At 43.4% G+C, this 24,801-nt stretch carries 23 protein-coding genes; 9 read left to right on the forward strand and 14 right to left on the reverse strand.

Translation table 11 applies throughout. From position 1 onward, the window contains the following. Positions 1-8 precede the first annotated feature (8 nt). Positions 9-1,811, reverse strand: coding sequence for a tetratricopeptide repeat protein (locus tag HB679_RS11525; protein ID WP_214072133.1), 1,803 nt, complete (start codon positions 1,809-1,811; stop codon positions 9-11). Positions 1,812-1,966: 155 nt separating this feature from the next. On the opposite strand from HB679_RS11525, the gene HB679_RS11530 reads away from it, so the two are divergent. From HB679_RS11530 to HB679_RS11540, 3 genes are read left to right on the forward strand one after another with little or no spacing between them, the layout of a single operon-like run. Beyond that, the gene (locus tag HB679_RS11530) at positions 1,967-3,856 is read left to right on the forward strand and encodes a prolyl oligopeptidase family serine peptidase (protein ID WP_214072134.1); all 1,890 of its coding nucleotides are present in this window, start codon (positions 1,967-1,969) and stop codon (positions 3,854-3,856) included. A 12-nt stretch (positions 3,857-3,868) separates the two neighbouring features. After that, entirely contained in the window at positions 3,869-5,512 is a 1,644-nt protein-coding gene (locus HB679_RS11535; protein ID WP_214072135.1) for a HAMP domain-containing sensor histidine kinase, read from the forward strand. Positions 5,513-5,515: 3 nt separating this feature from the next. Continuing rightward, complete coding sequence (locus HB679_RS11540; RefSeq protein ID WP_214072136.1) at positions 5,516-6,208, forward strand: response regulator transcription factor; 693 nt, start codon at positions 5,516-5,518, stop codon at positions 6,206-6,208. 135 nt (positions 6,209-6,343) lie between these two features. On the opposite strand, the gene HB679_RS11545 is transcribed toward HB679_RS11540, so the two are convergent. From HB679_RS11545 to HB679_RS11565, 5 genes are all read right to left on the reverse strand, one after another. Next, positions 6,344-6,967 (reverse strand): class I SAM-dependent methyltransferase, encoded by a 624-nt coding sequence (locus tag HB679_RS11545; RefSeq protein ID WP_214072137.1) that lies wholly within the window; start codon positions 6,965-6,967, stop codon positions 6,344-6,346. Positions 6,968-6,996: 29 nt separating this feature from the next. Continuing rightward, positions 6,997-7,878: a UbiA family prenyltransferase gene (locus HB679_RS11550; RefSeq protein WP_214072138.1), complete on the reverse strand. Its 882-nt coding sequence runs from the start codon at positions 7,876-7,878 to the stop codon at positions 6,997-6,999. A 26-nt stretch (positions 7,879-7,904) separates the two neighbouring features. Next, positions 7,905-9,167: a metallophosphoesterase gene (locus HB679_RS11555; protein WP_214072139.1), complete on the reverse strand. Its 1,263-nt coding sequence runs from the start codon at positions 9,165-9,167 to the stop codon at positions 7,905-7,907. A gap of 8 nt (positions 9,168-9,175) precedes the next feature. Beyond that, on the reverse strand, positions 9,176-10,681 hold the full coding sequence (locus HB679_RS11560) for a sigma 54-interacting transcriptional regulator (protein WP_214072140.1): 1,506 nt from the start codon (positions 10,679-10,681) through the stop codon (positions 9,176-9,178). A gap of 84 nt (positions 10,682-10,765) precedes the next feature. Beyond that, the gene (locus HB679_RS11565) at positions 10,766-11,863 is read right to left on the reverse strand and encodes a VWA domain-containing protein (protein ID WP_214072494.1); all 1,098 of its coding nucleotides are present in this window, start codon (positions 11,861-11,863) and stop codon (positions 10,766-10,768) included. Positions 11,864-12,456: 593 nt separating this feature from the next. Here HB679_RS11565 and HB679_RS11570 point away from each other — a divergent pair. Both HB679_RS11570 and HB679_RS11575 read left to right on the forward strand, forming a co-directional pair. Beyond that, a complete protein-coding gene (locus HB679_RS11570) occupies positions 12,457-12,738 on the forward strand; it encodes a GNAT family N-acetyltransferase (RefSeq protein ID WP_214072141.1) in 282 nt (93 codons plus the stop codon). A gap of 2 nt (positions 12,739-12,740) precedes the next feature. Then, on the forward strand, positions 12,741-13,109 hold the full coding sequence (locus HB679_RS11575) for a hypothetical protein (RefSeq protein ID WP_214072142.1): 369 nt from the start codon (positions 12,741-12,743) through the stop codon (positions 13,107-13,109). 1 nt (position 13,110) lies between these two features. Here HB679_RS11575 and HB679_RS11580 read toward each other — a convergent pair whose 3' ends face one another. Then, a complete protein-coding gene (locus tag HB679_RS11580) occupies positions 13,111-13,986 on the reverse strand; it encodes a carbohydrate kinase (RefSeq protein ID WP_214072143.1) in 876 nt (291 codons plus the stop codon). A 54-nt stretch (positions 13,987-14,040) separates the two neighbouring features. On the opposite strand from HB679_RS11580, the gene HB679_RS11585 reads away from it, so the two are divergent. Next, entirely contained in the window at positions 14,041-14,466 is a 426-nt protein-coding gene (locus HB679_RS11585) for a DUF4440 domain-containing protein (RefSeq protein WP_214072144.1), read from the forward strand. Positions 14,467-15,120: 654 nt separating this feature from the next. Here HB679_RS11585 and HB679_RS11590 read toward each other — a convergent pair. The 7 genes from HB679_RS11590 to HB679_RS11620 all read right to left on the reverse strand — a co-directional run bounded on the left by HB679_RS11590 (position 15,121) and on the right by HB679_RS11620 (position 20,442). Then, a complete protein-coding gene (locus HB679_RS11590) occupies positions 15,121-15,999 on the reverse strand; it encodes a cupin-like domain-containing protein (RefSeq protein ID WP_214072145.1) in 879 nt (292 codons plus the stop codon). A gap of 231 nt (positions 16,000-16,230) precedes the next feature. Further along, positions 16,231-17,112, reverse strand: coding sequence for a cupin-like domain-containing protein (locus HB679_RS11595; protein WP_214072146.1), 882 nt, complete (start codon positions 17,110-17,112; stop codon positions 16,231-16,233). 207 nt (positions 17,113-17,319) lie between these two features. Continuing rightward, positions 17,320-17,862: a fasciclin domain-containing protein gene (locus HB679_RS11600; protein ID WP_214072147.1), complete on the reverse strand. Its 543-nt coding sequence runs from the start codon at positions 17,860-17,862 to the stop codon at positions 17,320-17,322. 154 nt (positions 17,863-18,016) lie between these two features. After that, the gene (hemW, locus tag HB679_RS11605) at positions 18,017-19,138 is read right to left on the reverse strand and encodes a radical SAM family heme chaperone HemW (RefSeq protein ID WP_214072148.1); all 1,122 of its coding nucleotides are present in this window, start codon (positions 19,136-19,138) and stop codon (positions 18,017-18,019) included. A gap of 115 nt (positions 19,139-19,253) precedes the next feature. Continuing rightward, on the reverse strand, positions 19,254-19,580 hold the full coding sequence (locus HB679_RS11610) for a metalloregulator ArsR/SmtB family transcription factor (protein WP_214072149.1): 327 nt from the start codon (positions 19,578-19,580) through the stop codon (positions 19,254-19,256). After that, a complete protein-coding gene (locus HB679_RS11615) occupies positions 19,561-20,010 on the reverse strand; it encodes an SRPBCC domain-containing protein (protein ID WP_214072150.1) in 450 nt (149 codons plus the stop codon). The genes HB679_RS11610 and HB679_RS11615 overlap by 20 nt, the downstream gene beginning before the upstream one ends. 6 nt (positions 20,011-20,016) lie before the next feature. Next, positions 20,017-20,442: an SRPBCC domain-containing protein gene (locus HB679_RS11620; RefSeq protein ID WP_214072151.1), complete on the reverse strand. Its 426-nt coding sequence runs from the start codon at positions 20,440-20,442 to the stop codon at positions 20,017-20,019. A gap of 150 nt (positions 20,443-20,592) precedes the next feature. Between HB679_RS11620 and HB679_RS11625 the strand changes: the two genes are divergently transcribed. From HB679_RS11625 to HB679_RS11635, 3 genes are all read left to right on the forward strand, one after another. After that, positions 20,593-21,606, forward strand: coding sequence for a LacI family DNA-binding transcriptional regulator (locus tag HB679_RS11625; RefSeq protein ID WP_214072152.1), 1,014 nt, complete (start codon positions 20,593-20,595; stop codon positions 21,604-21,606). 201 nt (positions 21,607-21,807) lie between these two features. Next, the gene (locus HB679_RS11630; protein ID WP_214072153.1) at positions 21,808-23,190 is read left to right on the forward strand and encodes a sugar porter family MFS transporter; all 1,383 of its coding nucleotides are present in this window, start codon (positions 21,808-21,810) and stop codon (positions 23,188-23,190) included. A 132-nt stretch (positions 23,191-23,322) separates the two neighbouring features. Further along, the gene (locus HB679_RS11635) at positions 23,323-24,801 is read left to right on the forward strand and encodes a family 43 glycosylhydrolase (protein WP_214072154.1); all 1,479 of its coding nucleotides are present in this window, start codon (positions 23,323-23,325) and stop codon (positions 24,799-24,801) included.

The raw sequence follows: 24,801 nt of genomic DNA on the forward strand, positions 1-24,801 counted from the left end.
ATTAATTGTTAAGAAGACACATCGCCGCGTAGTATTCTGAACCTTTTGCGCGCATCATTAATATAAAGGCTGCCCGAGTAATCGGTAATTATTTTTTGATAATAGCTCTTTGCCTGTTCTTTATCATTTAGCTGGTTCTCATAAATATCGCCCAACATAAAAACAGCATCATCTGCCCAAAGATCGTTTGGGTGTTCGGCAACTATTTTCTTAAGATCAGCCACAGCGTCATTATAATTTTTCTGTTGTATGGCGATGCGTGCTTTAGCCATCAATATATCATCGCTCAATTGATTGTTAGGATATTTCACGTCGATACTATCCAGTATTTTAACGGCTTTATCCTGTTGCTCTGCAAATATCTGTAAGTCTGCGCGGGCATATATTTTTAATGCGGCACCTGTACTGTCAACGGTACTGTTATCGGCAATTAATAATGATAGATTAAGCGCGTCATTGGCTATCAATTGCGAGGTAGCTGCCTTTAACACATCTAATTGGCCTTTGGCCCAGGTAAAGTCGCCTGTGTAATAAGCAAATTTTGCATTTCTGAATTTGGCATCCTGGCCCATGTTGGTGTTGGGATAATCTTTTTCAACCTGGCTATACAAAAGGGTAGCTTCCCAGGGCTGGCCGTTTAGCAGATATACATCCCCCAAATCAAGTTTACAACTTGCCAGCAGGGTAGGTTGTATACCGTTAATTTTTACTGCTTCTTCCAGTATTTTTTGAGCCTCGGGTAGTTTGTGTAACTTAAATACTTCAAGGCTGGCCAGGCGTTGCATAGCAAATGCAGTAGCCGACGTTTTGCCAAATTCGGCAAGCAGATCGATATAGTCTTTTTCTAACTGTGCTAAATCTGCCGGTACATATTTGCCTGCGGTGACCTTTAAATTTTTGGCGTTAATCAACTCAATGCGTGACGATACGTAGTAGGGTTTATCCTTACCCAAACTAATCAGGTATTCATATCCACGAATGGCCACATCATAAGCATCATTAGCTAAAAGTGTGCTGCATAACTGAAAAATATCGCTGCCATCGCCATTGGTACGCCGGTTTAAAGCCAGCGATTGGTTAAGCGCCTGATCAAAGTCTTTTTGCTGCAAAAACTGCCAAACCAATAATTCAACATAAATTATTTGCTCGGGGTCTTTTTGAATGCGTTTTAATAAGGCAACCCGCAGTATTTCATAATCGGCATCATTTTCAAACAAGGTGGCAAAAGCATTTTCTGCCTGGCTTCTGAATAAAGGGTTATGTGGCAAAAGGTTCAGATATTCTTCAGTCAGCGCTGCCTTATCGCGTTTAAAACGATACATGGTAATCAACTCATAACTAAACAGATCTTCGCTGTGCAAAAGCTTGCGGCCCTGCAAGAAAGTTTTTATCGCAAAGTCGGCATTGCCTAACTGGTAAAATTGCGATGCCAGCAAGGACACCGCACCTTGATCTGCCGGTAAGGCTTTGATCAGGTCATCATATAGCGCATTTGCCTTATCTAGTTGTGAATGTTGGGTATAAACTGATCCCAGGACAATGACATATTCTGTCATACCGGGATGTTTGCGAATTATCTTTTTAGCCGTACTCTCGGCTTCGTCATATTTTTTGAGCGATATCAGCGTATTAACGTAGGCGCTAAAGTAAGTTTCGTTATCCTGTTTATATAGCTTTTGATAAATGTCCAGCGCTTTTTGATATTCGCCATTGGTACTGAACTGTTTGGCCAACGCCGCATCGGCATTTTGGGCCCACGCCGTTGATAAACAGCAGGCAGTCAAAAAAACAAACACCAAAAATCGCTTCATTGTATAAAAATAAAAATTAAAAAGCTAACGCAGGCGCATCTCAACGCATTATTTCTATAACGCTTAATGAGGGTAAAATTGTAGTGACATACCCCCGAAACCTAAGTTAATTATATAATTTAACTGATTGTAAAAATGCCCCGTATAGAATAATAATGTTGAGGAGTATAAAGAGTTTAGTTTTGGTTTTTGCGGTAATTGTATTGTATGCATGTAACAGCAAGAATACTAACGAGATACCTATCAGTGATTTTTTTAAGAGCCCCGAAAAGGTGGCCTTCAAAATATCGCCCGACGGTAAATATATTTCTTATTTAAAAAGTGTAAACAAACGGCAAAACCTGTTCATCGAGTCGATAGACGACGGCAGGGAGATACAGGCTACTGCCTACACTGATTTCGCGGTTCGCGGTGATTATACCTGGACCTATGATAACCAGATCCTTTTTTCGCAAGCAAATGACGACGATCACAACATGATGGTTTATGATCTGGGCACCGCGAAGATCCGCAAGTTATTATCTGTGGGTAAAGCAGGCTTACGGGTAATGAACAAAAGCAGGCTTACGCCGGATGTTGTTACCATCAGCATGAATATGCGCGATTCGGCCAATTTTGATGTTTATCGCTTAAACCTTAAAACTGGCGAACTCAAAACTTACCTGGTAAACCCGGGCAATATTACCGATTGGCTGGTTGATGCGGATGGCGGTATCCGCTTGGTAAAATCAACCAATGGAGTTGATGAAACTATTCTTTATCGCCCCAATGATAATTCGAAGTTTAAGCCTATCATCAATAACAATTTTCGCAACTACGTGCGTATGATAGCATTTAATGGCAAAGGCGAAAATTTCTATGCGCTGTCAAACGTAGGGCGAGACAAAACTGCTTTTGTAGAGATCAATGCAGCTACCGGCAAAGAAGAGCGTGTTGTTTTTGCCGATCCGCATGTTGACATTACCAGGGTTGACTATTCAAAATCCAAGAATAGGCTGGAACTGGCGCAATGGGAAGAAGCTAAAATTCAAAAGCATTTTTTTAATCCTTATATTAAAGACTGGTATACCAATTTGAGTTTGCAGCTTAAGGGTTACGAAGTAAATATTACCGACCGCGATACTGCCGAACATCGTTTTATTGTTCAAACCTATACAGACCGTAGCCGGGGCGCTGTTTATTTGTATGAATGTACTAATAACAAGCTAACCAAGCTGATTGATAATGGCGTTATAGATCCCGAACAATTATGCGAAAAAAGGCCCATAAGCTACGTGGCCGGCGATGGTGTGGTAATTAACGGTTATTTAACCCTGCCGAAAGGCGACAATCAAACCAATTTGCCTGTAGTAGTTATACCGCATGACGGGCCCTTCGGCGCGCGCGATACCTGGGGCTACAGCGCCGATGTGCAGTTTTTTGCCAATCGCGGCTTTGCGGTGCTGCAAATAAATTATCGCGGATCAAGTGGATACGGTAAGGTGTTTTATAGCGCAGGCTTTAAAGAGGTAGGCGGTAAAATACAGCAGGATATTACGGATGGTGTTAACTGGCTCATTGCCAAAAAAATTGCTAACCCTAAAAAAATCGCCATTTATGGCCGTGGGTTTGGCGGTTTCTCTGCCTTGTATGCCATCTCATTTAACCCTAAATTGTATAGCTGCGCCATTGTACAAAACGGATTAATTAACCTGTTTACCTATATCAAAACGGCGCCGGCTTATTATCGCCCACAATTACAAAAAATGTACGCTACCATTGGCGATCCTGAAAAAGATGCAGAACTATTGCGCTCTATATCGCCGGTTTTTCATCCCGAAAAGCCCAAAGTGCCTATCATGTTTTTCCAGGAAGCTAAAGACCCGCGCGCCAATATTAGCGAAGTAAATCATTATATTCGTGAGTTACAGAAACGTAATGTTACTGTAAAATACTTCCTTAATAAAGATGAGCACGGAAGATCACAGGACGGCGAAGGCAAGCGTAAGCAAAACTATTTGGAGATCGAGAAATTTCTTGACGCCAATCTGCATGTTAAACCGTAATCCCATTTGGCGATGACAGTGCAGAAAACGGTGTTCCGTAAAAATTTTTCGTTAATTATTGCCTTTCTGGTGCTGGTGTCGGCAACGCTTATTGTTGGGCTTATTGTTGCTTATCAATTAACAGCAAAAAATGTCGAAAACGAGTTTGAATCCAAAAAAACAAACGTTGCCGATCAAACCATCGGCCCTTATATTGACCTTTATAAAAACAAGATATTTGAGATAAACCTATACTCTGGTTTGCTGGATTCTGCATCTGCAGGCAATTATGCCGATTCGGTTTTTCATACTTATCCCTTTGTAAACAAACTTGTTTTCTTTCAGATAGTGGTAGATAGCCATGGTCATCTTTTTGGTAATAATTTAAGGATTACGCCCAAATCTGTTTTTGAATATCGTCCGCATCAAAAAAAGTTTAAAGAAAGCCGTATAGACGATGAAGCTAATGTGAATGATTTCAGGCAAATGTCTGACAAACTGAATGCCTACATTGCCCGCTACGATACTTTAAAAGGACCGGGCACCGATCAGCAGGCGCCATTTTACAATACCCGCCCCGGCAAGGTAAGCTTCTTGAATATCCCTTCAAATTCAGATTTAAAAGCCTACCACGATTTGCAAAAAGGGGCCGGAGATTCGCAGGCTTTTTACAAGCAAAACATGATGACCTTTTATCTTGATCCGTCTAAACTCAAGATCAAGAATGTGCATCCCGAATTGTATAGCTCGGTTACCATCCGCCAGATCTCTTATGACCCGCCGGACATAGATCATACCAAGATATTGACCGACGAGGTTGCTTTACCCGGCGCTTTTGCAGATTATAAATTATACTTCAGTTCGCCTACAGAATATTTAAACAGTGAGACTTATCATCGCTTTTTACCGGTAGCCGGTGTGTTGTTATTGATTTATTCGGTATTTATGTTGATTGGCTGGTTGATCTTTCGTAACCTGAGCGTTAATCTAAAGCTATTTAAACTGCAGTACGATTTCATTAACAACTTTACCCATGAATTTAAAACGCCGGTAAGTGTGATCAAGATAGCTGGCTCAAACCTAAAAGGGGATAACGAGCTTACCGACAGGCAGCGTAAACACTATGGTAAGATACTGGACGAAGAGGCAGACAAACTCAATGAGCTGATGAACAAGCTGCTGTCATTCACACAGCTCGAAAACAAATCCATCACTATTAAAAAGGATAAAGTAAAGATAAACACCTTTGTACAGGGTTATATTGATACATTCAAGATCAAATATCCGCAGTTTAAACTAAGCTGCGCGATAGACCCCGAGGCCAGGTTTTTTTATACCGATACTGTATTGCTGGGTAGCGTTTTCCAAAACCTGATTGAAAATGCGTACAAATATTCACATCCCGACAGGAAAGAGCTTTTCATCAATATCGCCCTCGAAAAACGTAATATCATATTTTCGTTTATTGATAAGGGGATAGGGATACCAAAAAATGAATTGAATAATATATTCAGGAAATTTTATAGATTAGAGAACCAATATAATCAAAACGGAAGCGTGGGCCTTGGCCTGGCATTTTGTAAAGAGCTGGTTAACTTTATGGATGGCGATATCGCTGTGAAAAGTAGGGTTGATGTAGGTTCTGAATTTGTGGTAACGCTCCCTTATGCAAATTAAACTATGAATAAAGAAATTAAGATAGCGCTGGTTGAAGACGATGAAAACCTGCGTTTTTTGGTGTCAGAAAGATTAGAGTCTGAAGGATACAAAGTGCTTGAAGCCAGCAATGGCGACGATGCTGAAACCATGATCCTGGCAGAGCAGCCTGACATTGTTTTGTTAGACTGGATGCTTCCGGGTAAACAAGGCGCCGAGGTTTGCACCAATATTCGCAATAAAGGTTATGAAGGTGTGGTGATTATGACTACCGCCAAGCAACAGGATATCGACAAGATCTCGGCCTATGGCTTTGGCGTATCAGATTACGTGACCAAGCCATTTAACATGGATGTATTGGTTGCGCTGATCGAAAATAAAATCAAGTTTACTTTAAACAGCGATAAATCTGAAACGTATAGCTTCGCCAACATGGAGCACCATCCAAATACACACCTGCTGATACGTGACGGCCGCAAAGTTGAGCTGACTATATTAGAAAACCGTATTCTGCTGTACTTTCTAAAAAACAAAAACAAGGTTATTAACCGTGAAGAGTTGATGATGGAAGTTTGGGGTTATAACGCTGATGTTAATACCCGTACGCTGGATATGCACATTGTGCGCCTCCGCAAAAAAATAGAAACCAATCCAGATTATCCGCAATATCTGCAAACTGTTAGGGGGATAGGTTATAAGTTTGCTTATCAGCCATAATTAACCAATACGTCATTGCGAGCGTAGCGTGGCAATCTCCGGATAAGCGATAATACACTACTTGCGAGAGATCGTCACGCTCGTTCCTCGCTCACGATGACGTGGTGGGAAAGCAACGTCATCTTATTTTAATTGTCAATCCCGCTTCCTTAATGCCGTTGAGATTACAAATGTTCCGAAAAAGGTCTTTTCGGCAATTACTTCATAGTCGCTTTTTTTAAACTGTTTGTTAATATCCGGCAGTACAGAAGTCTCTATCCGGCAAAGCAGCCTGAAAAACAAAAACATACTTTTTAGCAATATATTTTGCCACCATTTACCGGTAAGCTGGAAATCTGTATTTAACCAGATACCGCCGGGCTTAAGCCTTTGATGTAGTCGATCAAATACTTTTTGCAAAGTGTCTTCTCTGAAATTATCGAATAGAAAAGGCGTGAAGACAACGTCAAATTGATTGCCTATTGCAATTTCTTCAACCGGGCCGATAATAAAGGTTACCTCGTTATTACCCCAGTTCCTCTTTTTTGAAAGCGCCATCATATTGGCCGAGATCTCGACGTATGTTATTTTTAATCCGGATGAATACTGTTTTGCCAGTTCATCTAAGATCCAGCCAGTACCTCCCCCCGCGATCAATATAGAAGAGTTTGGTTTGACGAACTGCAACAAATAAACCTGTGCATTTACCAGTGCGTTGCCATAAACCACCTTAGACAGGCGATCATAAAACCAAGCCGAATTATCATAGTTTGATGGCATAGCTTTTATAAAAAGAGATAACGATGGATTTATTTAGGCAGCGCGTAGTTAAGCGCCAGTAAGAATATATATTGTAAGATTAACACCCCATCTAAATAGAAGAAGTAATAGTACTCATTACGTTTCCATTTTGATTTAAAGATAAGCCAGCCAGCTAACAAAGCAGTACTGGTAAGCGCAAAAAAGTTGGCATTAAACCCACTATTACGATACAGAAATAAAAGAATGACGTAGCCGGCCAGCAAGAACTGGCAGAACAAATAAGCTCGCTTTTCGCCTACTACAACGGGCACAGTTTTGAGTCCCGATTCGCGATCCTCAAATAGATCCCGGATATCAAACGGTATAGTAAGGGCTCCAATAAATAAGAATCGTTTAGCTAGTAAAAGCGTAGTGTCGCGCATGGTGATATTGGTAAGGTGCATGTCTTGCGCCTCTAAAATGGGTAGCAATACAATACTCATCGTCCACACCAGGGTAATCAGAAACTGTTTCAAACCGGGGATATTGCGCAGGCCGAATTTCTGATCGCCCAAAGTAAATAGCGGCAGACTATATGCTACAGAGATCAACCCCAAAAAAATCAACAACAATTTAGATGGTGTCGACACCAGAAAAAACAAAGGCACCAATGACAGGGCAGACACAATGGTAAACGTAACCATTAACCTATGATGCGAAAAAAACCAACGTGTGCGCCGGTTTTCTGAATTTGTAAGCTGAGGTTTGTATAATAAAATGGATAAATTATAAATGCCGATAGTTGAGGTAAACAGCAAAGCCGAGACCGTATAAACCGGTTTGGCACCTATCAGATAGAAAGTTACCGCGCCCTGCGCGACAGCACACAACGCTATAAAAACATTGCTGAATAGTATAAAGTCAAAAACAGAGTTATATAGTTTTTTCATTTATGACGAGCTGCCCACCTTACGGGTTAAATTGTTAGTGAAGGCTTATGAGCAGATCTAAGTGTAAATATCGTAATCTCCGGCAATATTCCAACCCTTCCCGGAAAACCTAAAAAGCCATAGCCCACATTTACATATAATTGCTGATTGCCTTCATGGTAAAGCCCTGCCCATTCTTTATAAACATACTCTACCGGGCTCCACTGAAAATGCTCGGTGCGTACACCAAACTGCATGCCGTGGGTATGGCCCGAGAACATGACATTTATCTGTGGGTAATGCGGCAATACCTGCGCGCGCCAATGCGAAGGGTCATGAGATAATAAAAGCTTCACCGGTAGCTCCTCTGTGCCTTTTATAGTAGGCTCCATTTTGCCGTATTTAGGAAACCGTGTTAGCTCGCCCCAGTTTTGGCAGCCTAAAATGCCTATCTCTTCGTTGCCTACTTTAAGTCGTCTGTTTTCGTCGAGCAGTAAATCCCAGCCCAGGTTTTTATGGGTGACGATCAGATCGTCCAGGTTTTTCTTTTTAGCAGCAGGCGACAGCCATTTTTGATAATAGTCGCCATAGTCATGATTACCCAGGATAGAGAAAACCCCTAATGGCGCTTTTACTTTTTTGAAGATGTCCTGGTAGCCATAAACTTCGTTGGTACGCTCATTAACTAAATCGCCGGTAAAAAATATAACATCCGGCTTTTGGCCCAGCAACATTTCAACACCGCCCAATACTGCTTTTTTGTTATAAAAGCTGCCTGAGTGGATGTCTGAGATCTGACCGATAGTGAGGCCATCAAATGCTTTTGGCAGGTTAGGGAGATAAAGGTTTTGTCTGCGAATGCGATAATCATATGCCCCGGCGAAGATGCCCGCGCCAATACCTATCAGCGGCACGGCCCCTGTAGCCAATCCTGCCTTCATCAAAAACTCTGAGCGGGGCATAGTGCTTTTTACAGGCTTTGCAACTGTTTGAGGCTTAGCGTTTGATCGGGCAATTAATCGCCTCATATCATCGATTAGCACAAAAGGCAAGAACGTTACCTTCACAATCATCAGCACAAAAAATACCATTAAAAACCCTGCCCTTACACCAACCGGCAGGTTTACATAGATACTGCAAATAGTGCCTGCAATCAGTATCAACGAAAAAAGCGTATAGCCTAACCAAGATAATTGATGGTTAACTATACGCTTATTTTTGAATGCGGCCCTAAAGCCGCTAAACAAATATTGATCAAATAGAAAAAGGCCTGCGCCTAGTAGAATTATAGTAAAAAGCTGACTTTGCATTTATCGTTTTAATAACGATCGTCGTCTATATCCAGATCGTCGTCATCGGGCTGCAAATTAAACAAACTGTTAAACATATCCGAAAATGCGAAGCCATTATCTAAAAACCCTTTGTTTAGTTGTGAGAATTCGGCCAGGCCGTGCAATACAAATTCCATAAGTAGTAGCTGCTGGCTCTCTGCCAAACGCGGGTGAAACTGTTTTACAAATTCTTTGAGTCCGGTTACCGAATTTAGTGCTTTTTTGTATTCAGCTAAAGGCAGATCGTCCAATACAGAAAGCGTATTGCCATCACCAAACCAACTAACGATCTGTGCGTATGGATTTGGTGCTTTAGCTTTCTTGGCCTTTTCAGGATCAGGGAAAAATTTAACCAGCAAGGTCTTAATAGCTTTGCCAATGAGGATATTGGCCACTTTACCCGGGCCTTCCAACTCACCCTCATACACCAATTCTATTTTGCCGGTAATAGCCGGAATCACCCCTAGGAAATCGGTAATCCGTACAAAGGTTTTGTCCTCGTGATTAATGATCATGCGGCGCTCGGCGTTGCTGATCAGGTTTTCATAGGCCGATATAGTTAAACGTGCAGATACGCCTGATTTTTTATCAATATATTCGGAGTTACGCGCCTCAAAAGCAATTTGCTCAACCAAATCTTTTACCAGTCCGTCGGCTTCTACAGTTGCGCGTTGCTCAGTGGTCAAGCTGGCTTCCTGTTGGGTTATCTTACGAGATATCTCCACCGAACGCGGGTAATGTGTCAGTATCTGGCTTTCTATACGGTCCTTTAACGGCGTTACGATAGATCCACGGTTGGTGTAATCTTCAGGATTAGCGGTAAACACAAACTGGATGTCTAGCGGTAAGCGCAGTTTAAAACCACGAATCTGAATGTCTCTTTCTTGCAGGATATTGAATAACGATACCTGGATACGCGCTTGCAGATCGGGCAACTCATTAATCACAAATATGCCACGATGTGCACGAGGGATCAACCCGAAGTGGATCACACGTTCGTCAGAATAAGTAAGTTTTAATGTGGCAGCTTTAATCGGGTCAACGTCGCCAATTAAATCGGCAACGGTTACATCCGGCGTAGCCAGCTTTTCGGTATAACGCTCGCTGCGATGAATCCAGGCGATAGGGGTGTCGTCACCGTTTTCTTTCACGATGTTTGCGCCGAACCACGATATAGGGTTCAGCGGATCATCAAATAACTCCGATCCTTCAATATAAGGTACATACTCATCCAGTAAGTTAACCAATAAGCGCGCAATACGGGTTTTAGCTTGTCCGCGCAAGCCTAACAGCAAGATATTATGGCGAGACAGGATAGCAGTTTGCAAGTCGGGGATTACGGTATCTTCAAAACCGATGATCCCCTCGAAACCACCTTCTTCTTTCTTCTTTAATTGTGCAATCAAATTGCGACGAAGCTCATCTTTAACCGACTCGCTTTTATAGCCGCTTTGTTTAAGTTGGCCTAAAGTCTTTATATCCGTTTTATTCATATAGTAGTCATTGTGTCATTAAGTCATTTGCCTTTCGGCGTCATTAGGTCATCTGCATATCCGCACATTCGCATATTTGCACATCTACTTCACATTCTTTCTTCTGTTCCGGGCGTAATCCTCAAAGATGTACTCGCCGAGGTTATTCAATGAGCTGTAAAATGCCTTGCCACCATTGGTTTCTGTAAACTGGCGCACAAACTGTTGCAGGTAGGGGTCCTTAGCTATCATGAATGTGGTGATAGGGATCTTCAGCCTCTTGCATTGCGCAGCCATGTTCAACGTTTTGTTAACCACCTTACGGTCAAGGCCTATGCTGTTCTTATAATATTTGGCGCCTTCCTTTAAGCAGGTCGGCTTCCCGTCGGTAATCATGAAGATCTGTTTATTTGACGTTTTGCGGCGACGCAGCAGATCGGTAGCCAGCTCCAACCCTGCATAGGTATTGGTATGGTATGGGCCCACTTGCAAATAAGGCAGATCTTGTAAGGTTATCGGCCAGGCATCATTACCAAAAACCACAATATCTAAAGTGTCCTTAGGATACTTGGTGCGGATAAGTTCGGCCAGTGCCATGGCTACCTTCTTGGCAGGCGTGATACGGTCCTCGCCATACAAAATCATGGAGTGCGATATATCGATCATCAACACGGTCGAGGTAAGGGTTTTGTAGTCCATCTCCTCCACCTCCAGGTCGCGCTCGGTCATCATGAAATCGCCGATGCCGTGATTAACCTGCGCGTTATGGATAGACTGCGTCATGTCGATCTGATCCAGGCTATCGCCAAACTCAAACTCGCGACGCTCTGAATTGCGCTCATCGCCCTGCCCGCTTTGCGGCGAACGGTGGTTGCCCTTGCCCGATTTCTTGAGTTTGCCAAAGATCTCCTCTAGTGCCGATTGCCGGATGCTCTGCTCCGTCTTAGCAGTAATGTTAAAACCGCCGGTCTGGTTGTCGTCGCTCAGGTAGCCTTTCTGCTTCAGCTCGTCTATGAAATCGCCAATGCCGTACTCGTCGTTGGTTAGCTTGTATTGCTTATCCAGCTCGTTCAGCCAGGCCAAAGCTTCGCCTGCATCGCCCGATGTATAATTGAGCAATTCAAGAAACAACTTTAGTAACTCTTCAAATCCGCCTTTAGGGATCTGGTTGGGGGTAAACTTCGAAAATCCGAAACCACGCATATTTTGCCTTTCAGTCATAAAGTAACGGATTATTTAGCGCAAAAGTTTGTAGGTACGGGCATTAAGTTGAATTGTTAGGCTGCCGTGACAGTTGGAGGCAATGCAATAACGTAGAGACGCAATATTTTGCGTCTTTGTGCTGCTGCCCGGGTTCCATCTAACACATCTGGGCTTTGCATGGTTGGAGACGCAAAATGTTGCGTCTCTACAGGACTGTGTTTTGTTTCACGTGTGCGCGCAACAAATGAAACAGGTGAAACAAAATTTTAACATATCTTTCTGTTTAACAATAGATTAAGAAAATTTAGTGAAACAGAATGAAACAACAAAAAATACTTTTAAGTCATTTTTTGTTTCACAACCAATGTCGGGCATAACGCCATTTTTATTATATTTAGGCCAACTTGTACTTAGCTGGTGTCGTCCTCCGCTATTGATCATAACCGACACAAACCTGTGCAAACGGCATGTTTGTTTTTGAAGCACTTTGCAACGTGGTGGGTGCCTTTGTGTTTTTTGGATTCCAGGCTATATTATTGCAAAAAAAACCAAACCTTGCGGCCACCAATTAGTTATCTAAACAGCAATAAATTATGTACGAAGACATCCCACTAAATAATAATACCGCTATTCACAATTTTGAAATATTTGTAGATGGCCAGCGGGCTTTTATAGACTACAAGGTGCACAATGGCGTGTATTTCCTCATCCATACCGAAGTGCCTATTGATTTAGAGGGTCACGGCGTAGCGGCCGCACTGGTTGAAAAAGTATTCAAATACCTGGAAGATAACGGCTTTAAAATGGTTCCGTATTGCGCCTATATTAAAGCTTATTTAAAACGCCACCCAGGGTGGGATCGACTAATTTTATAGCGATGAAAGTAATATTCACTATCGGTTTGCTGTTACTGGCAGCAGGCTCCGTATCGGCACAAAAAGCTTATGATGCAGCGTATTATCACAGCAAAACCGGCAACAGGACATTTAAATTAGAATTGGGGATGGGTTACTTTGCCGCCAGTAATATAAAGCGTGCAATTGGCTCTGCACGACCGATTACTTTTTACCCGGATACTGCTGTGCCTGATGATCAATATCAAATGACTTTTCATGCCAAGGCCCAACCAGACTATTTTATTCTGGACGATATGCAGGAAAGTTATGATACCGCACCGCCTGTTATAACAGGGCGATATTGGTCTGGCAAAAAATGGTCGGCAATAAAATTTGTTTTGGGGCGATAGCTTAGCGGGCTATCAAATCAACAATGCCATCAACATATCTGGGTGTAGCACCGCGTTTGCTGGCCACATAAGCGCCAACTGCACATGCACGCTCCAACACCTGCTCCATGGGTAGTTTGTTTAATAAACCCACGATAAAAGTTGCCAGGAAGGAATCGCCGGCACCCACGGTATCTGCCACTTTAACCTCAAAGCCAGGATGCTCATAAAATTTATGATCATGCCAAACTATGGCGCCATGTGCACCGCGGGTAACGCAAATGGTTTGCGCGTGATATTTACTGCGAAACTCGTTTATCTTTTCTTTTAAGTCGCCTTTGTTGGTGTTGATCAGCAAGTCGGCTTCCTCTTCATTCATTTTCACCACGTCGGCACGTGCTGCCAAATTTTCAATAGTTTGCAAAGTATAATGCGGCGCACGCAGATTTACGTCAAATATTTTAAGTGCGTTAGTTTCATTCAGCAGATTTAAGAGGGTGTCGCGCGTTTTTTTTTCGCGACAAACCAGGCTGCCAAACACAATAGCCGTAGCGCTTTTGGCACATTTGGTCAAGGCAGATTTAGTTTTAATATTATCCCAGGAAACGGGTTGCGGAATAATATAAGTTGCTTGTTGCTGCTCGTCCAGTTGCACAGTAACTTCGCAGGTAGGCAGGTGTTCGTCGCGCTGAATCAGATCGCTAAACAGGGCATTGTCCTTTAAAAAATCTACCAGTTCATTTCCCGAAGCATCTGTACCTACGCTGCTGGCAAAAGCTACACCGGCGCCCTGCTGGGCCAGATGGAAAGCCACATTCATGGTAGCGCCACCAGCTACTTTTTCATCGCCGAAGGCGTCCCACAATACTTCGCCTAAACACAGTATATTTTGCTTCATAAAAACGGATTTTAACCGGCGCCAAAGCTAATGGTAAATAGCTATATTTAGATCATGAAAAAGTATTTGCTCTTATTTATATTCACTTTAAGCTCGTTCGCGCTGGTAAAGGCACAAGACCGACAGGCCATTATCAATGTCATGAACACCCAACGCGAGGCCTGGAACCGAGGCGATGTTGAAGGTTTTATGCAGGGCTACTGGAAATCAGACTCGCTGATGTTTGTTGGTAAAACTGCACCCACTTACGGCTGGCAAAACACGCTGAATAACTACAAACGCGGCTACCCCACTAAAGATGCCATGGGTGTACTAACTTTTGATATTTTAAAGGTCGATGTGCTTGATCCTAAGAATGCCTTTGTTTTTGGCGGCTGGCATGTAAAGCAAGCCAGTGGCAAAATATTAGAAGGTTATTATACTTTGTGGTTTAGAAAGATTGAGGGGAAATGGGTGATAGTTTGTGACCATACGAGTTAACCTTGTGTTGATTTCCGCATCGCTCGTTTAGCTTGTCGCTCGTGTAGCGCTCTTGGCCGCTAGGGCCCATTACTTTTTCCTTGATGAAAAAGTAACAAAAAATCAAGTCAGTCGCAATGCTTCTTTGCGCTCTGGGCCTTTGCCCTGCAAAGCGGGTAAAACCTGGGCAGGGGCCTGTTGCCGCCATTTGTCGCACAGTACCACCGCTTCAGGCAACATTCCCGACAGCCCTGCAGCCGCACAAGGCCACCATTGTTTTACCCGCTTTCACCCGAAGCTCTGCGTCTGACGTTTTCGTTCTATTGAAGATTCTGCAAATTTTATTGAATCAAAAAAGCGCGTAAGGCCTATCAGGGCACGCGGCCGGGAGTTTTGCCTTGAGCGGTGGCAGCGATTGGCCTGACTTGATTTATTCACAATTGTTTGTTTTTAATAGGTGTGAATGAGGTCGCTACGCTTAGTTTTGATTACTTTGTATCAAGGCAAAGTAATAGCCCTAGCGGCGAATGAGCGACACCAAGCGACAAGCTAGACAAACGATAAGTCACGAAGCAGTAATTCAACCGAGCGATCTGGAGATCGTCACGCTCGTACCTCGCTCACGATGACGTGGTGGTGATGAGATTGCCACGCTACGCTCGCAATGATAAAAACTTACAACTTACTCTTCGCCAACGCTCTGTTAGCCCTCTTTACCGCCAAACGTTCACGGTACCTGGCATAATCACCTTTAAACGCCATTTTCAAAACACTGTCAATACCACCTTTAACGGCTAGATTATACAGGCTGGCAATTTTACGGGTAGTCGAGGCGTCCCAGGCGCGCAAGCTTAACGAGTAACCGCCTTCTACATATTTCATCCAATGCCAGTAGCCGGTTGGCATAAATAATGTGTCGCCATGCTCCAGGAATACTTCGGTACCTTCAATGCCTTCTAATGACGGGAATTTTTTAATGTCCGGATTGGCCACATCATAATCCTCCAATGCATAAGTGGCATTAGGGATACAATACAGGCGGGTTTTCCATTTATTCTCGAACAAAATAATATGTTTCTTCCCGCCAAAATGAGTATGGAAAATGTGCGGCAAATCAATATCGTAATGTAAAAAAGTAACCGAGTTTGAGCCGCCGAAGAACATAGCCGGCATACTTTCTATAAAACCGCCCATTAAATCTTTGGGTATTTCTATATCGTTTAATAGTTCAGGCGCTTTCTTGAAAATATTGAAAAAAAAGATGCGCAGCTCAGTCGGCTTGCTCATGATCAGATCCATATACGCATCAAACGGCATTTCAGAAGCTTTGGAATTGATAGGTTTTGAAGGATCAGCTTTTGTATTATCATATAAAGGCACTATCTGGCTGCCTACTACTTGTTTTAAATATTCAGGCGTCCACTTTTCGCGGGCGGGCCAGCTGGCAGTCAGGTTTTTTATGACTAATGGGCGACGTTTGTCCAGGTAATTTTTCTTAAAATCTTCGGCAGATATTGTATCGACAGTGTCGATAGCACTTAATATAAAGCTCATGTTAGTATGATCAGGATCATATCATCCTGCAAAAACACTTTGCAAAATCTACACCTAATACAACAAAATAACGGAATAAAAAAACGATATATATTAACCTACTGTTATTTTTTGGTGATGGGACTTAAATTTTCATCTGTCATTGCGAGGGTAGCGTGGCAATCGCGAACATTGCATCCTTGCGATTGCTTCGTCGTTCCTCCTCGCAATGACATTTTATTCTTGCGATTTCTATCTCGGTGCCCCTTCGGCCAAAGCTTTGTCGGCACGCTTATAGGCCAGCTCCTCTTTCCAATCCATATAACGCGCTTTAAAGTTGCTTTTCATTACATCATCAAACTTGCGCTGTATGGTTAAATTGTACAGACTTTTTGCTTTAATGGCCCATGATCTATCCCAGGCGCGCAGTGATATGGAGAACGATCCGTCGAGATATTTCATCCAGTGCCAGTAACCGGTTGGCATAAATAAGGTGTCGCCATGTTCCAGGATGATCTCCTGGCCTTCTACACCATCCAATGCAGGAAATTTGCTAAAATCCGGATTTTCAATATCATAATCCTCTAAAGCATAAGTAGCAAAGGGGATCTTATACAGGCGCTCGCTCCATTTATTATCAAACAAAATAACGTGCTTGCGGCCGTTAAAATGGGTATGGAAAATATGCGCTAAATCGATATCGTAATGCATAAAAGTGATCGACCCCGCACCGCCAAAGAACATATTAGGATACTTATCTAAAAAACCACCCATCAAATCGCTCGGCGAACGGTAATCATCCAGCAAACCGGGGGCATGTTTAATCGGGTCGAACAGAAAGATGCGCAGGTCGGTCGGCTCTTTTTGTATCAGGTCAATATAATCGCCAAACTTCATTTCGGCGGCCGAGGCATTAATGGGCTTAGAAGGATCGGCCTTTGAGCTATCATAAAGCGGAACAATTTGATCGCCAACGGTTTCCTTTAAATAATCAAAGGTCCATTTTTGTAAAGCGGGCCAACTTTCGGTGGCTTTGCGTATCACCAGTGGTTTACGCGGCTTTAAATAATTGTTAATAAAATCCTCTTTTGATATGATATCGACCCTGTCAATCGAAGTTAAAATGATGCCCATGTTCGCAATTAATTAACATACAAAATTATTAAAGCGATAAACACGGGAAATTGTGGCGTTGTTTTATGATATTTTTTTGACAAAAAAAACCCGGCGTAAAGACGCCGGGCTTCCCCCTTTTTCACAAGGTTCTATGAGCTATAGCTACGGTTTCCAGTTCGACAAACGAACTATGTCAACTGCTTACCGCTAAACTATAAACTATCTTTATTTAGGCATTAATACTGTGTTAACTACGTGTATTACGCCGTTGCTTTGGTTAACGTCTGCAATAGTTATCCAAGATTTACCGCCTTTTTCGTCAACCAGGTATAATTTCTTTCCTTCTGCTTTTACCCAAAGTTTACCGCCTTGTACAGTAGTTAGCTCGCCTTTACCAGCTTTAACCTTGGCCCATAAATCGGCTGCGCTTAATTTGCCAGCCACGACATGGTACGTTAGGATTTTGGTCAAGGTTGCTTTGTTCTCTGGCTTTACCAAAGTCTCTACAGTACCTTTGGGCAATTTGTCGAATGCTTCATTGGTAGGTGCAAATACGGTGAATGGTCCGGCACCTTCTAAAGTTTCAACCAAACCTGCCGCTTTAACAGCTGCAACCAGTGTGGTGTGATCTTTTGAGTTTACAGCATTTTCTACAATATTTTTCGTAGGATACATTTCTGCGCCGCCAACCATTTTGGTTTGAGCGAAGGTTTTAGGAGCAATTGCAATAGCTGCTAAAGCAAACGCTGTGATGATGAATTTTTTCATAATTTTTGGTAATTGTTATTTGATGGAAGATACGGCGACCTCCCGCAGGCGGATTTATTTTTGTTATAACCCGTAGTTATAAATAGCTGAAAACCAAAGGTGTTTTTAGTGCGTAGGTACCCGCCTTTTAATAGCTGGTTTCAGGTATAACAGCCTAAAAAAACAGCTCGGCAGCTATGTGGTCGGCGTAGAGTTTGCCGGTTTGGGTAAGGGTGATTTTATTTTGATTTTGGGCGATCCAGCCTTTTTCGAGATAAGGTAAGGCGGTTTTGGCCAGTAAGGTAGCTGCGCCTGCGGCGACGCTATTTAAAACATCCAGATCTAAACCCCAACTGGTGCGCAATGAGGTCATGATATATTCATTCAGTCGATTTTCTTCTGTGAGTTCCTCAATTTCGGCAGGCAGTTCGCCTGCAAATATCGACTGGATGTATTTGGGATTGTTGGCGACGTTCCATTGACGTACCTGACCATTATAAGAATGCGCTGATGGCCCTATCCCCAAATAACTCACGCCACGCCAATAATTAGAATTATGGCGACTGTAATGACCGGGCTTGCAAAAGTTTGAGATCTCATAATGCTCAAAGTCTTGCGTTTGCATAGCATCCATCAAATAAGTAAACTGCCCGGCGCTTTGCTGCTCATTCATAGCGGGCTGTTTTTTACTGCGGATGAAGGAAGCCAGCGCGGTTTGTGGCTCGACAGTCATAGAATAAGCGGATACGTGCGGCACATTTAGCTCAAAAACTTTATTGAGGTTGTGCTTCCATTTGGTATCGGTCAGCAGTGGATAGCCATAGATCAGATCGACAGTAATGTTTTCAAACCCGCTATCCTGCGCGCGCATTACGGACGCCTCGGCTTCCTGCGCGCGATGTACGCGGTTCATCCATTGCAAATCGTCATCAAAAAAAGACTGTATGCCAATGCTGAAACGGTTAACGGGTGTTTGGCGCAGCGCTTGTAGTTTGGCTTTATCCAGATCATCGGGGTTAGCTTCGAGGGTGATCTCAGCATCTGCCGATACCGTATGTAGCCCTGTAATAGTATCCAGCAGCAAATTAATCTCTTCAGCAGACAAAACCGACGGCGTACCTCCACCAAAATAAATGGTCTCGATGGTTTGGCCCTGCAGGTAGTGTTTTTGTAGCTGTAGTTCTTTCACCAGTGCCTGCAACAGCTCGTCCTTATATTTTAAAGAGGTGCTAAAATGAAAATCGCAATAATGGCAAGCCTGTTTGCAGAAGGGGATATGTAAGTAGATGCCGGCCATGCCGCAAAGGTAAGCAGCCCCCTCTAAATCTCCCCCGGAAGGGGAGACTTTATTTTACGCTAAATAAGTGCAGATACAGCTTGTTAAAAACCATACCTGCACTTTACGCCGTTTTTCATTTTTTCTCTATCCTATCTTTTAGCAAATCTCCCAGTTTCTGTAATTTACTACCCCAGAAGTTATCATAATAAGCCAGCCACTCATGCAGCTGATTAAAGCCATCCTGTTTTAAAACACAATGCCTTTCACGGCCGATGTCTTCAATAGATATAAAGCCGGCGTTGTTTAGCACTTTAATATGTTTAGACACTGCGGGTCGGCTCATCTCAAAATTTTCGGCAAGCGAGTTAATGGTCCGGCTATCTTTGGATAACAGGAATAAGATCTGCCGCCGGCTGGGGTCTGCTATCACCTGGAAAGCATCAAGCCTTTGCTGTTCCATCTGTTTCGGGGTTTATGGTTAGTAAAAGTTTCTGGATCTGTTTAGGCCAGCCTGTGCTCATTCCGGTAAATAGATCTATAAAACTAGCGCCTTCAAATCCGCGGTGAATTAGCTCTAACTGCGTACCGTTATTAAGCGGGGTCAATGTCCAGTCTACCACAGAAGTGTTCAAAGTGCCATCACCGGGGCCGAAGTGCCATGAGTACGACAGGCTTTTTAAAGGTTCAATCGCCAAAACCTTACAGTAAAATATGCCATCAAATTGAATATCGGGCATGGGCTTAGTGGTAACCTGAAACTCATAACCCAAAATTGGTTTGAAATTGTTTTTCATCAACCACAGCGCTATCAAGTCAGCGTCGGTAAGGTATTCCCAAACAACCTCGGGTGGGTTAGGGAAAAATAAATCGTATTTAATGATCTTTGCCATATATCTTTATTTATTTAGTATCTGTAAAATTTGGCCGACATGTTTTGGCCAGCCTTCGTTCATTGAGTTGAACATGTCTATAAAATTTTGTCCCTCAAATCCGCAGTGTACCAGCAGCAAATCGGTGCCACCGTCTTTTGATGTCAATGTCCAATTAACTACCGAGGTTGTCGAAGTTCCGTCGCCCGGCCCAAATTTCCAGGAATAACAAAGGCTACTGAAAGGTTCGACGACCAAAACTTTGCAGTAAATATTGCCGTCGAAACCCATTTCGGGCATAACAGGGGCCGACAGTTTAAACTCGTGCCCAACTATAGGTAAGAAATTGCCGGGCATGAGCCACTTTGCAATCAGGTTAGCATCTGTGAGGTATTCCCACACCACCTCAGGCGGATTGGGAAAGGAAAATTGATGTTGAATAATCTTTGCCATAATATAATAAGTAACTTGTAGGTTACGCAAATATATATGTAACTTACGGGTTACGCAAATATATTTTTAATTATTTTTATTTTTTGGGCGATAACGCTTGCTTTAATCGTTTAAAGTGATAATTTTGATCTAACCAATTATTAAATCTTCATGAAAAAAGTAGGACTCAAGGATATTGCTGAGCACGTAGGTGTGTCTATAGCGCTGGTGTCTTACGTATTAAACGGGCAGGCCGAACTGAAACAAGTAAGCAAAGAAAACGCTGAAAAGATCAAGAGGGCGGCTGAGGAGCTGAACTATCGCCCCAACCAAATTGCCAAGAGTTTAAAGATGCTTAAAACCAATACCATTGGTTTGGTGGTGGCCGATATCAACTATCGTTTCAGCACAGGCATTACCCGCGCTGTCGAGGCCGAAGCCAAGAAAGCCAACTACACTGTACTTTTTGGCAGTTCGAACGAGAGTGAGGATACCTTTGAAGAATTGGTAAACGCGTTAATAAACCGCCAGGTAGATGGTTTGATCTTAGTACCTGTAGAAAACTCGCAGCCACAGATCAAGATGCTGCAAAAGTCGGGCGTGCCGTTTGTACTGCTTGACCGTAATTTTCCCGAGATTCAGGCTAACCACGTTACGCTGAATAATCATAAAGCGGCCTATGATGCTACTACTTACCTCATCAAACAGGGCCATAAGCGTATTGCTTTCTTTAATTATCAAACCACATTTTATCATTTGCAGCAACGCAACCAGGGATACTTGGACGCGCTGAAGGATAACAACATCAAGTTTCAGGAACATTGGCTGCAAGAAGTAAAAAGCAGCGACAGGGCAGGAGATATCAAGCGAGGCATCGGAACTATACTAACCCACGCCAAACCTTGCGATGCCGCCTTTTTTGCCACCGATACGTTGGCCATTACCGGATTGAAATATCTGAACAAGCATAACATTAAAGTGCCAGGGCAACTATCGGTACTGAGTTTTGATGAGTCGGAAGCATTTGAGCTGTTTTATTGCCCGGTTACCCATTTACAGCAACCACTGGCCGAGATGGGCAGGGCGGCGGTTGATACAGTGGTTGGGCTAATTGATCATAATAAAATTAATAGGCAGGTGAGTTTAGAATCCAAACTCGTCAAAGGTAAATCTTGTAGAGAATAGTTTTTTTTGAAGTATACTTTAAACGTTTAAAGTAAAAGGAATATACCCAACTCCACCACGTGATTGCGAACGAGGTACGAGTGTGGCAATCTCCGGTAAAGCGACTTGCAGGGCGCTTAGAGGTCGTCACGCTACGCTCACGATGACGTAATTGGGAGAGGGCTGCAATAGTCAATCATATAACCAAAAAAGAGAAGATAAATGAAACCAACAAAAACCAAATCAAACGTGCTGCTTATCTCGGTGGTGGCTGCCACGGGCGGGCTGCTATTCGGGTTTGATACCGGGGTAATATCCGGTGCCTTGCCTTTTATGAAAGAGTACTGGAAACTGCCCGACTCTAGCATAGCCTTAATCACTACCACCGTGCTCATTGGCGCGGTTATCGGCGCTATCACCAGCGGTAAACTGTCAGATTACCTGGGCCGCAAAAAAATGATCATCGTTAATGCCATCATTTTCGCAGTAGGGGCAGTGGGCTGCACCTTTGCAAGCGATATCAACTTTTTAATGATCATGCGGGTCATTATCGGCTTTGCTATCGGTATCACCTCATATGTGGTACCTATGTACATTGCCGAGATAGCACCTACCCGCCGCCGCGGGGCCATGGTTACCTTGAACCAATTGATGATCACTATTGGCATCCTGGTATCGTACATCACCGATTATGCTTTGGGTAACGATGCCAACCTGCAGTCATGGCGCTGGATGTTTTTTGTGGGATTGTTCCCTGCTTTGATCTTGCTGATCGGTATGTTCTTCCTGCCGGAGACACCGCGCTGGCTCATTAGCAAGGGCCGTTGGGCCGAAGGCGAGGCTGTACTGAATAAAGTAGAAGACGCCGACCTGATCCCTCAAACACTGGCCGACCTGAAACGCGATATCGAATTAACCGCAAAAAACAAAACCAACAGCGGCGAGATCTTAAAACCATGGTTGCGCCCGGCGCTTATAATTACTATGGGTATCTTTTTCTTCCAGCAATTCTCGGGCGTAAATACCATTATCTACTATTCGCCTATCATATTTAAAATGGCGGGTATCGTTAGTAATACTGCCTCTATTTTGCCGGCTATTATCATCGGCACTGTAAACGTATTGGCTTGCTTTTTATCGGTAATGTTGTTGGACAGAGTGGGCCGACGCAAATTGTACATGATTGGCATCTGGGGCATGATCCCATCATTGGCTTTGCTGGGTATTTGCTTTCACTTTAAAGAAGCACTGGGTGCTAGTCTGCCGATATTTGCTGTACTCAGCATCGTTTGCTATATCATTTTTATTGCTATCAGTCTGGCGCCGTTGGGTTGGTTGTTGATCTCAGAAGTGTTCCCATTAAATGTTCGCGGCGTGGGGATGAGCATAGGTTCCTTATCGCATTGGGGCTTTAATGCCATTGTAGCCTTTACTTTCTTTAAACTGGTTAATGCTTTCGGAGTGTCTAATACTTTCTTTTTCTATTCGGCTATTTGTTTGATAGGGATGTTTTGGGGTAGGTATTATATCCCTGAAACCAAAGGGAAATCATTGGAAGAGATTGAGGAGCACTGGCGCAAAGGCGGCAGCCCAAGGGATTTGTAATAAATTAAATTGTCATTGCGAGCGAGGAACGAGCGTGGCAATCGCAAGGAGAAAAGCGTGGTGATTGCACAGTTCGCGATTGCCACGCTTCGCTCGCAATGACAAGTACTATTAAACATAAATATCACACACATGAAAAAATACATCATACTCCTAACACTCGCACTCGGCACACTAAGCCTGAGCGCGCAAAAACTGGGCGTTAAGTACGACCCAACCATTCAATCAACCAAAAACCTGCAATACTGGCGGCCCAAAGGCAATTTATTTGTGGGCGATTGCATGCCCTTTTACAAAGACGGTGTATTCTCTATGTACTGGCTGCTCGACTCGGCGCACCATGCCAGCCTGGGCGGACTAGGTGGACACCAATGGGTATTAAGCACCACTACTGATCTGAAAAATTGGAAACAAAACCCTATTGTATTAGGTATAGACGAGCCCTGGGAGAAATCCATCTGCACCGGCTCGGTAGTGTTTTATAAAGGCAAGTATTACGCGTTTTATGCTACGCGATTAGTGAACGACGGTAAGATCAATGAGCAATTAAGCTATGCTATCAGTAACGACGGTATCCATTTCGACAAACAAAAGCCTAACCCATTTTACACTTCGGCGCCTGGCTATAGTAAGCGCGACTTCCGCGACCCTAAAGTTTTTGTGGACGAGAAAACCGGCGAGTTTCACCTGTTTGTGGCCAGCTGGCAAGAGAATACGCCGCTGCGCCACTCCGGCGGAGCGTTGGTACATATGGTATCCAAAGACCTGAAAAACTGGACGGTACTTGATCCGGTGTTAACCGGCCAGGGATCTGTACCCGAGTGCCCGGATTACTTTCTGTGGAACGGCTGGTATTATTTAGTTTATGGCGATAATGGGGATACTTATTATGTGATGTCGCACAGTCCATACGGCCCGTGGCAGGAGCCAAGATACCAGGCCTTGAACGAATCGTGGATCAACGTAGCCAAGACGGCAGCGTTTAAAAACGGTCGCCGCATTGTGGGTGCGTGGATCCCTAGCCGCGATCAGAATAAAGACAACAACGGCGAACGCTTTGGTGGCAATATGGCTTTCCGCGAAGTGAAACAAGAAGCTGATGGAACGTTATCTACCAGTTTCCCTGCGGAAATGATTCCGGCTACCAATGCAGCTTTAAGTTTAAGTATTAAGGCTGATATGGATGCCAAAGCAGAAGGCACAGACGGTATAAGCATCAGCACTACCAGCGGCATGGGTTCTGCTCATCTGGAGAATTTGCCGTTGAATTGCCGGATTACCATGGAGGTTGACCCTACCACGCCAATTGCCGAGTACGGCTTTTATTTAAGAGCTGATAACCAGGCAGACAACGGCTATCGCGTAGACTTCCTGGCTGGCGACCGCGACGTTTGGTTAGGCAATACCATGATTCGCGTGGTGGAAGGTTTGGATAAACCGATGAAGCTGGATATTATTATGAAAGACGATATTATTGATATGAATATAAATGGCAAGCGCACCATTGTGAACCGTTGCCCCGAGCAAAAAGGTACCCAATTGCATTTCTTTGCAAAGCATGGTAATGTTAAGTTTAGGTCGATAAAAATTAGTCCGCTTAAAGAAGATTAG

The organism is Mucilaginibacter sp. dw_454, assembly GCF_018449775.1.
GTDB lineage: Bacteria > Bacteroidota > Bacteroidia > Sphingobacteriales > Sphingobacteriaceae > Mucilaginibacter.